Source organism: Arcobacter arenosus (genome assembly GCF_005771535.1).
Classification (GTDB): Bacteria; Campylobacterota; Campylobacteria; order Campylobacterales; family Arcobacteraceae; genus Halarcobacter; species Halarcobacter arenosus.
On the sequence record NZ_VANU01000002.1, the window covers coordinates 26,147 to 39,956 of the forward strand.

At 30.4% G+C, this 13,810-nt stretch carries 15 protein-coding genes; 9 read left to right on the top strand and 6 right to left on the bottom strand.

What is annotated here, in order from left to right:
• Positions 1-25 precede the first annotated feature (25 nt).
• On the bottom strand, positions 26-997 hold the full coding sequence (locus tag FDK22_RS04565) for a tripartite tricarboxylate transporter substrate binding protein (RefSeq protein WP_212744979.1): 972 nt from the start codon (positions 995-997) through the stop codon (positions 26-28).
• A gap of 221 nt (positions 998-1,218) precedes the next feature.
• On the opposite strand from FDK22_RS04565, the gene FDK22_RS04570 reads away from it, so the two are divergent.
• A complete protein-coding gene (locus tag FDK22_RS04570; RefSeq protein ID WP_138151734.1) occupies positions 1,219-1,407 on the top strand; it encodes a hypothetical protein in 189 nt (62 codons plus the stop codon).
• Here the strand turns inward: FDK22_RS04570 and FDK22_RS04575 are convergent.
• Positions 1,382-2,467 carry a HEPN domain-containing protein gene (locus tag FDK22_RS04575; RefSeq protein ID WP_138151735.1) on the bottom strand — a complete coding sequence of 362 codons (1,086 nt, stop codon included), beginning with the start codon at positions 2,465-2,467 and terminating at the stop codon, positions 1,382-1,384. The two genes, FDK22_RS04570 and FDK22_RS04575, sit on opposite strands and share 26 nt — an antisense overlap.
• Positions 2,445-3,671, bottom strand: a complete 1,227-nt coding sequence (locus FDK22_RS04580) for a BaiN/RdsA family NAD(P)/FAD-dependent oxidoreductase (protein ID WP_138151736.1) — start codon at positions 3,669-3,671, stop codon at positions 2,445-2,447. The genes FDK22_RS04575 and FDK22_RS04580 overlap by 23 nt, the downstream gene beginning before the upstream one ends.
• A gap of 115 nt (positions 3,672-3,786) precedes the next feature.
• Here FDK22_RS04580 and FDK22_RS04585 point away from each other — a divergent pair, with 115 nt between their 5' ends.
• Together FDK22_RS04585 and FDK22_RS04590 are read left to right on the top strand one after the other, a co-directional pair.
• Positions 3,787-4,788 (top strand): AAA family ATPase, encoded by a 1,002-nt coding sequence (locus tag FDK22_RS04585; RefSeq protein WP_138151737.1) that lies wholly within the window; start codon positions 3,787-3,789, stop codon positions 4,786-4,788.
• Positions 4,789-4,802: 14 nt separating this feature from the next.
• Positions 4,803-5,951: a vWA domain-containing protein gene (locus FDK22_RS04590; protein WP_138151738.1), complete on the top strand. Its 1,149-nt coding sequence runs from the start codon at positions 4,803-4,805 to the stop codon at positions 5,949-5,951.
• Positions 5,952-5,955: 4 nt separating this feature from the next.
• On the opposite strand, the gene nhaD is transcribed toward FDK22_RS04590, so the two are convergent.
• The 3 genes from nhaD to FDK22_RS04605 are packed head-to-tail and all read right to left on the bottom strand — an operon-like array spanning position 5,956 to position 8,864.
• Positions 5,956-7,266 carry a sodium:proton antiporter NhaD gene (gene nhaD, locus FDK22_RS04595; protein ID WP_138151739.1) on the bottom strand — a complete coding sequence of 437 codons (1,311 nt, stop codon included), beginning with the start codon at positions 7,264-7,266 and terminating at the stop codon, positions 5,956-5,958.
• Positions 7,267-7,275: 9 nt separating this feature from the next.
• Positions 7,276-8,430: a multidrug effflux MFS transporter gene (locus tag FDK22_RS04600; protein ID WP_138151740.1), complete on the bottom strand. Its 1,155-nt coding sequence runs from the start codon at positions 8,428-8,430 to the stop codon at positions 7,276-7,278.
• On the bottom strand, positions 8,430-8,864 hold the full coding sequence (locus FDK22_RS04605; RefSeq protein ID WP_138151741.1) for a MarR family winged helix-turn-helix transcriptional regulator: 435 nt from the start codon (positions 8,862-8,864) through the stop codon (positions 8,430-8,432). The genes FDK22_RS04600 and FDK22_RS04605 overlap by 1 nt, the downstream gene beginning before the upstream one ends.
• 259 nt (positions 8,865-9,123) lie before the next feature.
• On the opposite strand from FDK22_RS04605, the gene FDK22_RS04610 reads away from it, so the two are divergent.
• From FDK22_RS04610 to cysD, 6 genes are all read left to right on the top strand, one after another.
• Positions 9,124-10,392 carry an O-acetylhomoserine aminocarboxypropyltransferase/cysteine synthase family protein gene (locus FDK22_RS04610; protein ID WP_138151742.1) on the top strand — a complete coding sequence of 423 codons (1,269 nt, stop codon included), beginning with the start codon at positions 9,124-9,126 and terminating at the stop codon, positions 10,390-10,392.
• 12 nt (positions 10,393-10,404) lie between these two features.
• The gene (locus tag FDK22_RS04615) at positions 10,405-10,818 is read left to right on the top strand and encodes an RrF2 family transcriptional regulator (protein WP_138151743.1); all 414 of its coding nucleotides are present in this window, start codon (positions 10,405-10,407) and stop codon (positions 10,816-10,818) included.
• 128 nt (positions 10,819-10,946) lie between these two features.
• A complete protein-coding gene (cysK, locus tag FDK22_RS04620; protein ID WP_138151744.1) occupies positions 10,947-11,873 on the top strand; it encodes a cysteine synthase A in 927 nt (308 codons plus the stop codon).
• Positions 11,874-11,915: 42 nt separating this feature from the next.
• Positions 11,916-12,140 (top strand): DUF2061 domain-containing protein, encoded by a 225-nt coding sequence (locus FDK22_RS04625; protein ID WP_138151745.1) that lies wholly within the window; start codon positions 11,916-11,918, stop codon positions 12,138-12,140.
• Between the two features lie 25 nt (positions 12,141-12,165).
• Complete coding sequence (locus FDK22_RS04630) at positions 12,166-12,864, top strand: phosphoadenylyl-sulfate reductase (protein WP_138151746.1); 699 nt, start codon at positions 12,166-12,168, stop codon at positions 12,862-12,864.
• A 21-nt stretch (positions 12,865-12,885) separates the two neighbouring features.
• Complete coding sequence (gene cysD, locus FDK22_RS04635) at positions 12,886-13,809, top strand: sulfate adenylyltransferase subunit CysD (RefSeq protein ID WP_171012918.1); 924 nt, start codon at positions 12,886-12,888, stop codon at positions 13,807-13,809.
• The last annotated feature ends 1 nt before the right edge of the window (position 13,810 follow it).

Consider the following 13,810-nt stretch of genomic DNA (forward strand, 5'->3'; position numbering starts at 1 on the left):
TTAGGATTGTATGTAAAGTTATTTATTATAAGAAACCTAGTTCTTTCATAAGGTCTGAAATAACCTTTTCTTGATTTAGTAAGAAAGCTTCAAATTCTTTTCCTGGTTTATAAAGATTTCCCCAACCATTTCTTTTTCTAACAGTTTCCCATTCAGGAGTTTTATACATATCACCTAATACCTTTACAAAAGTATCAACTTTTTCTTGTGGTAAATTTGGCGCACCAAAGAATCCTCTCCAGTTTGCAAAATATGCATCTACACCCATTTCTTTAAAACTTGGAATTCCATCAACACCTTCATCAGAAGTGATACCAATAATTTTTACTTCACCTTTTTTGTGTTTTTCTAAAACTTCACCAAGCCCAGTTGAAAGAACATCAACCTCACCAGTTAAAAGACCAGCTAATGCTTTTCCACCTGCATCATAAGGTACATATCTAACTGCTTTTGGATTTCCACCCGCTGCTTTAAAAATTTGTGCGGCTACTAAATGGTCCATAGAACCCCTTGAACTACCACCTGCAACTTTTACTTTTCTAGGGTTTTTATCAAATTCAGCTTTTAAATCAGCCCAAGATTGGTATTTTGAATCTGGTCTTACAACTAAAGCACCAAAATCTGCTACAACAGAAGAAACTAATGTTAAGTCTCTAAATGATTGTGGAAAAACACCTTGTAAAGACCTAATTACAATTGGTGTTGAGTTTACCATCAAAGTATCTTCTTGTTTTTTTGCTGTCTCAATAATATAAGCAATGGCTTTACCACCACCTCCACCAGACATATTTTCAAATGATGTTTCTTGAACTAATCCAGAGTTTTTAAGTGCTTCACCAACACCTCTAGCAGTACCATCCCATCCACCACCAGCTCCACCTGGAATTAGAAAGTGGATTTTTTCAACACTTGATGCAATTGCACCAGTTGCTAAACCACCAACTAAAAGTGCACTCATAGTAAGATTTTTGCAAAGTTTTAAACCAAATTTTGTCATTGTCTTTTCCTTTTTTTTAGATATGAGATTAGTTTATGTTAAAAAAATGTAAAAAAAATAAAATGTAAAAAAAATTTATATAAAGGCTAAAGAGACTATAAATAGGACTCTACAGCTATATTTTACCGAAAAATATTTTTTCAAAAAACTAAAATAAGTGTAAAAAAGTATAGATTATGTAAAATACTAGAATAAAAGAAATAAATATAAAAGAGATTAAGATGAGTATAGAAAAAAGGTTTTTACAAAAAGCAATTGAGGATAGAAATCTTATCAGCTTTACATATGAAGGAGAGTCACATAAAGAGGTTAGACCTTTGATTATGAGTGATGAAAAAATTACTTGTAATGTGGGAAATTTTGAGATTGGGAAGATTAAAAAACTTATTGTTTTGAAGGAGAGATTTTAGATATTTTTTCTAAATACTCTTTCTCAACTTCTTTAAATAAATCATCATAATAATTTACTAATTCTTTTTTACTATTTATTTCCATAATAGCTAAAATACATTGTCTAACATATTCATACAATTCTAAAACTTTTTTATCCATCTCATTTTTATCAAGAAATTCATCTCCGTGGACTATATTATTTCTAAGTGGAATAAAATCATCAACCGCTTTATGTATTTTTCCTCTATTATTTTCTTTTTGTAAAAGTTTTCCAATCCATTTAATATAAGTAGCTAATTTTTTATCTTGTTCTTTTTTAAACATAGCTTCAATAGCAATCATTAAAGTTACAAAAACTTGTTCAGAATTTAAAAAAGTTTTTGCTAATTGAAGATAATCAATAGATTGTTTTATTATTCTAGAATATTGATTTAGCTTTTCTGTATTTAATCCGTAAACTCTTAGTAAAACACTTTCAAACTGATTAAAATCTTCTTTTTTTAATCTCATCAAACGAAAATCAACTAAGGGTGAAAAACTATATGGTTTTTCATGAGGAGTATGAACTTGAAAACCATTAAAAAAATTTGTGTTTCCTTCATGAAATGGTAAACTTAGATATAAATTATTTTCTTTACTAATATATTTGTAATATCCTAATCCATAAGGCAAAATCAAATTTAATGTTTCAAGAATACTTCTTAGTATCACTGAATAATTAAACTTTTTTTCATTTTCTTCAAAACTTTTTATATCATCAACTTCATTACTAAAATATTGTGTTTCAAAATCTATCACCAATAAAGTTTTGGATTCCGAATAACGATAAATTGTTTCTTGTTTTTTAACTAAATCAAAAAGTTCATATACTAACTTTTTATCCTCAGTATCAAAAACTTTTAACCATTCATCATAATGATTTTTTCCCTCTTCATATGTCTGAAGATTAATTTTAAATTTTATATTGGAGAATTCATTTTCATAATGGAATTCTTTCATTCTTAAAATATTATAAATAGGAAAAATATATTTAGTTCTAAAAGTATTCATTTTATTATTTAAATATGTTCTTTCCAACAAGGAAACCTGAAGCCCAAGCAAACTGTAGATTATATCCACCACGGTTTCCAACTATATCAAGTACTTCTCCAGCTAAATAAAGCCCTTTACACTTCTTACTCTCATATGTTTTACTATCCACCTCATCAGTTCTAATACCACCGCCACTTGCTTCTGCATATTTAAACCCTTGGGTATCAGTTACTTTCATTCGTAAGTTTATTAGTGAATTAACAATTGCTCTTATTTGTTTTGCATTTATATCTTTTGCTTTTAAATCTTTATCTATATTGTTCATTTCAAATATTACAGGGGCAAGTTTATTTGAGATAATACCTGTTAGAAGTTCACAGGCATTTTGATTTGGTAGAGATTTAAACAATGATTCAATCATCCCTAAAACTTCATTTCTATTTTGTTTAGGAAATAAATTTATCGAGATTTGTACATCTTGATATAAAGATAAAGGATAAACTGCATATTGAGAAATATCAAGTATTGCAAAACCACTAACTCCATATTTAGTAAATAAAACATCTCCAAAGATTTCATTCTCTTTTTGACCATCTATAAATAAACTAACTTGTGATTCTTTTTTTACCCCTTGTACTTTTGAAGCGTATTCAAAAGAGGTTTGAAGTCCAACAAGAGAAGGATATGTCATATTAAAACTATGTCCAAATTTACAAGCGATATTCATACCATCTTCAGTGGCTTTTAGTTGAGGAGCGGCACCAAGTCCAGAACTTATTAATATCTTATCATACTCTTTAAACTCATTTTCTTCTGTTTTTATAGAAAACTTTTCATCTAGTTTTTCTATATCTACTACTTTTTCATTTAAAATTAAATTCACATCTAATGACTCAAGTGTGTTTTCTAAAAGTCTTACAACAGATTTTGCTTCATTTGATAAGGGATAAACTTTTCCATCCTCTTTTATATCAAGTAAAAGTCCAATTGATTTACAAAATTTTTCAAAGGCTTTAAAATCAAACTGTTTTAGGGCATAAGAGCAAAAAGATGGATTCTCACCTATATAGTTTTCAACTCTACAATCAATATTAGAGATATTACATCTTCCATTTCCTGAAGCAAGTATTTTTTTCCCAATACCATTATTCACATCAAAAATATCAATATCTAAGTTTTTGTTTTCTCTTTTAGCTGTAATAGCTGCTATAATCCCCGCTGCACCTGCACCAACAATTGCAATTTTCAATATATACCTTTCTTTATAAAATCTGATTATACAATTTTTAATGTAAATATGAGTTTTTTAAAACCATTGGTACACTTTTTGCAAACACACTCTTAGTCCAATATTAAGGAATTTTATGACCCCCAAAAGTGCAAAGCACGCCATTTCACATCTTGTAAGTAGAAAAATTCCTATTTTTTTGTGGGGTCCTCCTGGTATTGGAAAATCATCCATCGTAGCCCAAATTGCAAAGGACAAAGGTATTGACTGTATAGATTTAAGACTTTCCCTACTTGATCCTACAGACCTAAGAGGTATTCCATTTTTCAATTCAAACAATGACTCTGCAGTTTGGGCTCCCCCTTCATTTTTACCCGATGGTACAATAAAAGAGGGAATTTTATTTTTAGACGAATTAAACACAGCTGCACCAATGGTTCAAGCATCAGCCTATCAGCTAATACTTGATAGAAAAATTGGGGAATATCATCTCCCTGATGGTTGGTCAATAGTTGCAGCAGGTAATAGAGAAAGTGATAGAGGTGTAGTATTTAGAATGGCTTCGCCTCTTGCAAACAGATTTGTACACCTTGAAATGGAACCATATGTAGAAGATTGGCAAATATGGGCAAAACAAAACAATATTGATACTTCAATATTAGCATTTATATCTTATAGACCCGATGCACTTTTTACATTTAATACTCAAAACGATGAAAAAGCCTTTGCAACACCAAGAACTTGGGAGTATGTAAATGAAATCTTATTATCAAAGCCTATAGATGAATTACTCTTAACAATGATAGCAGGTGCTATAGGAGAAGAGTTAGCTGCTTCATTTTTAGCATTTAAAGCTGTTGAAAAATCTTTGCCAAATATGGATGAGATTTTAAATGGAACCTGTGAAGATGTTCCCACTGAAACCTCTGCATTACATATTTTATGTACCTCATTATCTATGAGAATAGATGAGGAATCTTCAACAGATGAACTAAACAATCTTATATCTTATACTCTAAAACTTCCAGGTGAATTTGCTGTTATGATAGTCCAAGATTTAAGGCAAAGAAATATTGAAGTTGACTATCTAAAAAACTGGCCATTGTGGTTAAAAAACTTTAATAAACTATTACATTAAGAGTTCCATTTATTATGGATGCAAATACCCTTTTAGTAAAAGCAAAAAGCCAACTAACAACCCAACATCCATATTTTGGAATGTTAGCTTCAAGGCTAAAACATGAAGAAGATGAACAGATTAATTATTACGCAAGTAATGGTGTTAGGTTTAAATACAACCCTGCATTTATAGAATCTTGTTCAAAAGATGAATTAAAATTTATTCTTACAAATTGTGTTATGCACCATATCTTATCCCATCAACAAAGAAAATTAAATAGAAAAGGTATGCTTTGGCAACTTGCAACTGATTTTGCAATCAATAATCTTCTAAAAAAAAGTGGTCTAAAAATCCCTAAAGGTGCTAATTATAATAAAGAATTTAAAAATATGTATTCTGAAGAGATTTATGAAAAACTAAAAGAGGAAGTTGAACTTCAAGGGACAAATGCCTTTGATGAAAAATATGAAAAAAGTGATAATAGTTTAATAAATTCAAATGAAGAACTTAAAAATTCTATATTTAGAAATATGGATAAAATAAAACACGAACTAGATGAAAAAGATGAAGAAAACTGGGAATATGCCGCAACACTTGCAAAAGAAGTAGCCCAAAGAAAATCTTTAATGCCAAGTGGTTTTGAAAGATTTACAAAAAAAATGAAAGCTAATAATATCGATTGGCGATTTGAACTTTATAATGCAATCAATAAACATATGAGAAACAACTATGCTTTTATGCCCCCAAATAAAAAACATATCCATAGGGGAATTGCCCTGCCAAGTCTTACTAGTGATACACTAAGTCTTGTTGTGGCAATTGATACTTCTGGAAGTATCAAAGAGGAATTACTAGGTCTTTTTACAGAAGAGTTTAAATCTATTATGCAAAACTTTCCTGCTATTTCTATTGAACTTATAATTGCAGATGCAAAGGTTCAAGGTCATTATAGTTTTAGAGGTGGTGATAAATTAGATTTTCCATTAAAAGGTGGTGGAGGGACTGATTATAGACCAGTATTTGAGTTTATTGATGCAAATCTTCCAATGAGTTCAATGGTTTTGTATTTTACAGATGGTGAAGGAATTTTTCCAAAAATCCCACCATCTTATGAAGTTTTATGGGTATTAAGTGCAAATAAAAACAAAATACCCTTTGGTAGAAAACTACTTTTAATTTAGTTTTTTAATTCAAGCCTAAAACCACAAACTGTAAATACCAAATTGCAATAGATACAAAATATCCTAACAAAATTGTCCATGCATATTTTAAATGTGATCCAAAGGTGTATATACCTTTTAATTTTCCCATAACTCCAACACCTGCCGCACTACCAAAAGAGATTAAAGAACCTCCAATACCAGCAGTAAGAGTAACTAACATCCAATTTGAAAGATCCATATTGGGATTTGCTTTTAAAATTGCAGACATAACAGGAACATTATCAACTAAAGCAGATAAAAAACCAACACCAATATTTGCCATTGTTGGCCCTAAATAATCTTCTTGATAAACAATTGAAGCTAAACTTAACCATCCTATAAAATATAAAGCTCCAACTGCTGCTAAGATACCAAAGAAAAATAAAAGGGTATTGTTTTCAATTTTTGCCATTGATTCAAAAACATTAAAATGCTCTTTCCCAAATCTTTTTGTTAATTTATATGAGTGTAGTTTTAAAAGTACTAAACCAAACATCATACCCCACATAGCAGGGAAATCTAAAACTTGATGGGAGATTACAGCACAAATAATAGTTATTATTCCTAAGAAGATAATATTTGTAGCACCCTCTTTCATTTTTGGTTTTTCCTCTTTATCAGGGTCAAAATGAGGTTTTGTATCAGGTACGACCCTTGAAAGTAAAAATGCCGTAACTAAATAACCTATAATAGAAGAGGGAAATAAAAATAAAAAATCTACAAAGTGTGCTTTTCCTGCTGTCCATGCCATTAAAGTAGTAATATCACCAAAAGGGGACCAAGCCCCACCAGCATTTGCAGCAACAACAATATTAATAGCCCCTGGAACTAAAAACTCTTTTTTAGTTTTTTCAATAGTGATTAAAACAGTAGAAAGTATAAGAGCGGTTGTAAGGTTATCAGCAATAGGAGAAATGAAAAATGCTAAAAATCCTGTAACCCAAAAAAGTTTTCTATATGTAAACCCCTTTGAGATTAAATTATATTTCAAACTATCAAAAACACCCATATGAATCAAGGATTCAATATATGTCATTGCAACAAAAAGAAAAAATACGATTTCTGCTATCTCTAAGATAACAGCTTCTGCCTCATCATGGACATGATGGATATTTAATCCATTCATGTAATAATAAATTGCGATTAATATAAATGAGACAATACCTATAAACAAAGCTGGAACAGATTTATCAATTTCATACTTTTCTTCATTTGCAATAAAATAGTATCCAATAATAAAAATGAAAAGTACTGAAAATCCAATCCAACTCATAGTTAAATTTAATAATTCCATAAAAAACTCCTATTTTTTGTAGCCTCTTATAATTAAAAACGCTACAAATGAGATAAATGCTAAACTAGTTCCAATTGGTACAAGTGACTCACCATGGGATAAAACCCCCAAAGATGAAATAATGGCACCTAAACCAAATTGTAAAACACCAACTACACCAGAGGCAACTCCTGCGTTTTTCTTAAAATGTTCCAATGCTAAAGCCATACAATTACCAAATATAAATGCCATCATACTCATATAACCCGCCATTAAAGCCATTGTTAAAGGTAGGGTTTGAATATCAGCAGTTAAAGCCCATAAAATTGCAATAATTATTTGAATAATTAAACTTGTTTTGATTAAAAATAAAGGTGTGTTTGTTTTTAAAAAATATAAATTCACTCTTATCATTGCAATCAATATCACAAAGTTAAACCCAAAAAAGAAAGGGAAATGGTCAGTTGATATCCCATAATGTTCAATAAAGATAAAAGAGGATTTGGAAATAAAAATAAAAAATCCTGAAAACCCTAAAGATAAAGTTAACATTGCTTTCATTGCTGTTTTATGGCTAAGGACTATTTTATAAGAATGATAAATACTTTGTTTCACATAGGTAAAACTTTCATCTAAATCTTTATAAACTAAAAAAGCCACAATCAAAGCATAAAAAGTCAAAAATAAAAATACAGCTTCCCATGAATAAAAATGTATAATCAATGAACCAATTGCAGGAGCTATAAGTGGAGCTATACTTCTAATTGTACCAATTAATGATAAAACCTTTGCAGCTTCTTGACCATGAAATCTATCCCTTACAGTTGCCATTGCATTAACAACTACTATTCCTCCAAAAAAAGCTTCAATAAATCTAAAAATCCATAATTGATAAACATTTGCACTAAAAATCATAACAAAACTAAAAAGTGCAAACCCTAAAAGACCAAAAAGTGAACTTTTTCTTCTTCCTAATCTATCTGACATTGGTCCACCAAAAATTTGTCCAACAGAAAAACCTATCAAAAAAATTGATAAGGTAATCTCAATTTTTTCAATACCAACATGAAATGCTTCTGCTATATCAGGAATTGAGGGGATATAAGTATCAGTTGCAATGGGAGCAACAGAAGAGAGTATCGATAATAATATAATTAAATAAATATGATTTATTGCTTTTTTCATTATTCGTAATCCCTTACACCCTCATCAACTTTATTTAAAAGTTTGAAAAGTGTATCCATCTCTTTTTCATCTAGCTTTGAAACAAGAGATTCCCTAAACTTATGTGTAATATTTTGAGAAGCTTTTAATGTCTCTTCACCTTTTTTTGTCAATATAATAAAACTTACTCTTTTATCATCATTACTTAATACTTTTTTTATAAGTTCTTTTTTTTCTAATGTTCTTAATGTTCTACTAATAGTAGTTTTATCTTTTGATAAAGTGTTTGAGATTTTTGTTAATGTAGCCTCTTTTTCTTGAGATATAATCTCTAATGTAACCCTTTGTTCAATTGCTATATCAAAGGGTAATAGAATTTGATTAAATAAGCTATTTAAATTGTTTGCGACTTTATTTATTTTAAATCCAATAGATTTTTGTAAAGTAATTTCCATATAAAACCTTTAATTGTATATACAACTATTGCATATGCAACCTTATTATTTGATAAATCTCAACTATTAATATTGAGTTTTTATGATCTATTTTTATACTATACTAATTTAATAAAGTATTATTATATCCCCTATAAACACCATTAAATAGGTAATTTTAATATTTTTTATCAAATTACTTGACATTTATTTTAAAATACTATACAATTTCAATAAGAATTAAAATAATAGACTTTACAAAAGGTAAATGGAGGGATATATGAGAAAAGAAACTATTGCAGTTCATGGTGGATATAACAATAAAGAGGGATGGGGAACAATGAATGTACCTGTTGCTCAAACAACTGCATATGCATTTAGAGATGCTGAACATGCAGCAAATTTATTTGCATTAAAAGAGTTAGGTTCAATCTATTCTAGATTAACAAACCCTACTACTGATGTATTAGAACAAAGATTTGCACAATTAGAAGGTGGTGCAGCGGCTATTTGTGTAGCTTCTGGACAATCTGCTATTTTTTATGCTGTTGCAAATGTAGCAGAAGCTGGAGATAATGTATTAATCTCTGATAAGCTTTATGGTGGAGCAGTTACACTTTTAACTTATACTTTAAAAAGATTTGGAATCTCAACAAAAGTATTTAAAAGTGCAGATGCCTCTGATTTAGAAGAACAAATTGATGAAAATACAAAAGCTATTTTCTTTGAATCTTTATCAAACCCTCAAATTGCTATTGCAGATGTAGAGAAAATTGTAGAGATTGCAAAAAGAAATGGTGTTTTAACTATTTGTGATAATACAGTAGCAAGTGCTGCGTTGTTTAACCCAATTAAATGGGGTGTAGATGTAGTTGTTCACTCAACTTCAAAATATACAAATGGTCAAGGTTCAGCAATTGGTGGAATTATTGTTGAAAGAGATGGTTTAGCAGAGTTTTTTAAAGAGAATTCAAAAAGATATTATCACTTTGTAGAGCCAGATGTTTCATACCATGGTTTAGTTTATGTAGATGTTCCTCTACCAAACTTTTGTCTAAGAATTAGACTAAACTTATTAAGAGATATTGGAGCTTGTCAATCTCCTCATAACTCTTGGTTATTGTTACAAACAATTGAGACTTTAGGTATTAGAATGGAAAAACATTCTAATAGTGCATTAACAGTTGCTAAATTTTTAGAAGCTAATCCAAAAGTAAAATCGGTAAATTACCCAGGATTAGAATCAAGTCCATATTATGAAAAAGCACAAAAATATTTTAAAGATGGTAAGGCATCAGGTCTTATCTCATTTGAAGTAGCAGATTTTGAAACTGCTAAAAAAGTAATTGATTCAGCGAAGTTATTTAGTGTAGTTGTAAATATTGGTGATTCTAAATCACTTATTGTACACCCAGCTTCAACAACTCACTCTCAAATGACTGAAAGTGAGTTAAAAGATGCTGGTATTAATCCGACTACAATTAGGTTATCTATTGGATTAGAAGATCCACAAGATTTAATTGAAGATTTAGAGCAAGCATTAAGCTAAAAAGGTTTAATTATGCCACTGATTTCAACAAAAGGGGTATATGGTTTAACAGCTATGTACCAACTTAGTAAGCACAAAGAAGATACTCCAGTTCAAATCAAAGAGATATCTTCAAGTGCTAATATTCCTCAAAACTACTTAGAACAACTGCTTAGTAAACTAAGACGAGCAGAACTTGTAAGAAGTATTAGAGGTGCAAGAGGTGGTTATATTTTGGCAAAAGAACCAAAAGATATTTTAGTAAAAGATATTTTAATTGCTTTAGAGGGTGATTTAAAAGTTATTGATAGTAGCACTGAAAACCCTATTTTGAACATATTTTTTGACGAAGCAAAAGAAAATACTAAGAAGATTTTTAATATCTCTTTGGCTCAACTTGATGATTATCAAGATAAATATAACGAATTTTTACATTACAGTATCTAGGTGAGAAGAACAACTCGTTGTTCTCTTTAGAATTTGCTACTTTTAAGTGGATTTTATATCCACTGATAAAAAGTAGAAAGATATGAAAAAGGTCCCTTAAAATTTGGGACAAATTATAAGGATATAAAATGAAATTTGCAGAAAACGTTACAGAATTAATTGGAAATACACCACTGGTAAAATTAAACAAAGCTAGTAAAGAATCAGGTGCAACTGTTCTTGGAAAATGTGAGTTTATGAACCCTACTCACTCTGTAAAAGATAGAATTGGTACAAATATGATTAAAACTGCTTTAGAGCAAGGTCTAATCAATGAATCAACAACTGTAATTGAGCCAACATCAGGAAATACTGGTATTGCTTTAGCTTCAGTTTGTGCTGGTTTAGGAATTAAATTAATCCTTACAATGCCATCATCAATGAGTATTGAAAGAAGAAAACTTTTAAAAGCTTTAGGTGCCCAGCTTGTATTAACTGAGCCAGAAAAAGGGATGAAAGGTGCAATTGATAAGGCAAATGAATTAGCTGAAACAACAGCAAATTCATTTATTCCACAACAATTTGCAAATGGTGCAAACCCAGATATCCACAGAAAAACAACTGCAAAAGAGATTCTTGCAGATACTGATGGAAAAATTGATATCTTAGTTGCAGCTATTGGTACAGGTGGTTCTATTACTGGTATTGGTGAAGTTTTAAAACAACATAACCCAGATATCCAAGTTGTTGCGGTTGAGCCTGAAGCATCTCCAGTTTTAAGTGGTGGTAAGCCAGGTCCACATAAAATTCAAGGTATTGGTGCAGGATTTGTTCCAGATGTATTAAATACTGATTTATTTGAAGAGATTGTTAAAATTTCAAATGAAGATGCAATTGCAACTTCAAGAGAATTAGCAAAAACTGAAGGTTTATTAGTTGGAATTTCAGCAGGTGCAAATGTTTTAGCAGCTACAAGAATAGCTTCTAAACCAGAAAACAAAGGTAAAACGATTGTTACAATTCTTTGTGACACAGGTGAGAGATATTTAAGTTCAGGATTATATGACGATGAGTAAAAACTCATCCTCTCATATAAACATTTAGTTTGAGAGGTAAAAATGGCAGAAAAGGCAAGACGATCCATTGCTAAAACTGTCTCTTGGCGAACTGTCGGAACACTTGATACTATAATCATCTCCTATTTTATAACTGGTAACCTTACTATGGCCGCGTCAATTGGTTCAATAGAACTATTTACAAAAATGGCCCTATACTACTTTCATGAAAGAGCTTGGAATAAGATCTCTTTTGGGAAAGTACAGGAACCAGATTATCAAATTTGATAAAAAATAAATATAGGTAATAGATATGCATGAGATTAACGTATTAAATGAGAAGTTTGCAAGAGCAGAGGCAAGTGAGATTTTAGAGTACTTCATAAATGAGTACAAAGACAAAACAGCTTTATCAAGTAGTTTAGGTGCAGAGGATCAAGTTTTAACTGATTTAATGTTAAAAATTGACAAAAATGCAAATATATTTACTCTAGATACAGGAAGATTACACCCTGAAACCTATGATGTAATGGATGCAACAAATCTAAAATATGGGGTAAAAATAAATGTTTTTTTCCCTTTAAATGATGATGTGCAAGAGTTGTATTCAACTCAAGGAATAAATGGGCACTTTGAAAGTATAGAAAACAGAAAAAGATGCTGTGGTATTAGAAAGATTGAACCACTAAAAAGAGCTTTAAAACCTTTAAAAGTTTGGATTACAGGATTAAGAGCTACACAAAGTGTGACAAGAGTAGATATGCCAGTTGTTGAATGGGATGAAAACTTTGAAGTTATCAAAGTAAACCCACTTATAAACTGGAGTGAAGAGGATGTATGGGATTACATTAAAGCAAATAATGTTCCATATAACAAACTACATGACCAAGGTTTTCCAAGTATTGGATGTGCACCCTGTACCAGAGCCATTAAACCTGGTGAAGATATAAGAGCTGGTAGATGGTGGTGGGAAAACCCAGAACACAAAGAGTGTGGTTTACACGCAAAATAAAAAATTAACGGAATTATAGATATGAATGAAATTAATATAAGTCAAGAAAGACTAACACACCTAAAACAACTAGAAGCAGAATCAATGCACATAATGAAAGAAGTAGTAGCAGAGTTTAGTAACCCTGGTATGCTTTATAGTGTAGGTAAAGATTCTTCAGTGATGTTACACTTGCTACAAAAAGCCTTTTACCCAGCACCTCCGCCACTTCCATTAATGCATGTGGATACAAAATGGAAATTTAAAGAGATGATAGAGTTTAGAGATAGACGTGCTAAAGAAGTAGGTATGGAATTAATCGTTTACTCAAACCCAAAAGGAATTGAAATGGATATTTCACCTTTTGAACATGGATCTGCTTTACATACAGATATTATGAAAACAGAAGGTTTAAAAAATGCACTAAATATCCAAAAGTTTGATGCAGTATTTGGTGGAGCAAGAAGAGATGAAGAAAAATCTAGAGCAAAAGAGAGAATTTACTCTTTTAGAGATAAAAACCATAGATGGGATCCAAAAAACCAAAGACCTGAACTTTGGAATATCTATAATGGAAAACATACTCAAGGTGAATCAATTAGAGTATTCCCATTGTCTAACTGGACAGAATTAGATATTTGGCAATATATCTATTTAGAAAATATTGATATTCCTGATTTATACTTCTCAAAAGAGCGAGAAGTAGTTGAATATATGGGTACAAAAATCATGGTTGATGATGAGAGAATGCCTGAAGAGCTAAGACGTACAGCTAAAAAAGAAAAAGTTAGATTTAGAACACTTGGATGTTATCCTCTAACTGGAGCAGTAAACTCTGAAGCAACAACATTACCTGAAATCATTCAAGAGATGTTAGTTTGTACAACAAGTGAAAGACAAGGAAGATTAATAGATAGTGATGGTGATGCATCAATGGAGAAAAAGAAACAAGAAGGGTATTTTTAAG

Coding starts and splice junctions, on each gene's coding strand:
- FDK22_RS04565 (WP_212744979.1), bottom strand. CDS start 997: ATGACAAAATTTGGTTTAAAACTTTGCAAAAATCTTACTATGAGTGCA.
- FDK22_RS04570 (WP_138151734.1), top strand. CDS start 1,219: ATGAGTATAGAAAAAAGGTTTTTACAAAAAGCAATTGAGGATAGAAAT.
- FDK22_RS04585 (WP_138151737.1), top strand. CDS start 3,787: ATGACCCCCAAAAGTGCAAAGCACGCCATTTCACATCTTGTAAGTAGA.
- FDK22_RS04590 (WP_138151738.1), top strand. CDS start 4,803: ATGGATGCAAATACCCTTTTAGTAAAAGCAAAAAGCCAACTAACAACC.
- nhaD (WP_138151739.1), bottom strand. CDS start 7,266: ATGGAATTATTAAATTTAACTATGAGTTGGATTGGATTTTCAGTACTT.
- FDK22_RS04600 (WP_138151740.1), bottom strand. CDS start 8,430: ATGAAAAAAGCAATAAATCATATTTATTTAATTATATTATTATCGATA.
- FDK22_RS04605 (WP_138151741.1), bottom strand. CDS start 8,864: ATGGAAATTACTTTACAAAAATCTATTGGATTTAAAATAAATAAAGTC.
- FDK22_RS04610 (WP_138151742.1), top strand. CDS start 9,124: ATGAGAAAAGAAACTATTGCAGTTCATGGTGGATATAACAATAAAGAG.
- FDK22_RS04615 (WP_138151743.1), top strand. CDS start 10,405: ATGCCACTGATTTCAACAAAAGGGGTATATGGTTTAACAGCTATGTAC.
- cysK (WP_138151744.1), top strand. CDS start 10,947: ATGAAATTTGCAGAAAACGTTACAGAATTAATTGGAAATACACCACTG.
- FDK22_RS04625 (WP_138151745.1), top strand. CDS start 11,916: ATGGCAGAAAAGGCAAGACGATCCATTGCTAAAACTGTCTCTTGGCGA.
- FDK22_RS04630 (WP_138151746.1), top strand. CDS start 12,166: ATGCATGAGATTAACGTATTAAATGAGAAGTTTGCAAGAGCAGAGGCA.
- cysD (WP_171012918.1), top strand. CDS start 12,886: ATGAATGAAATTAATATAAGTCAAGAAAGACTAACACACCTAAAACAA.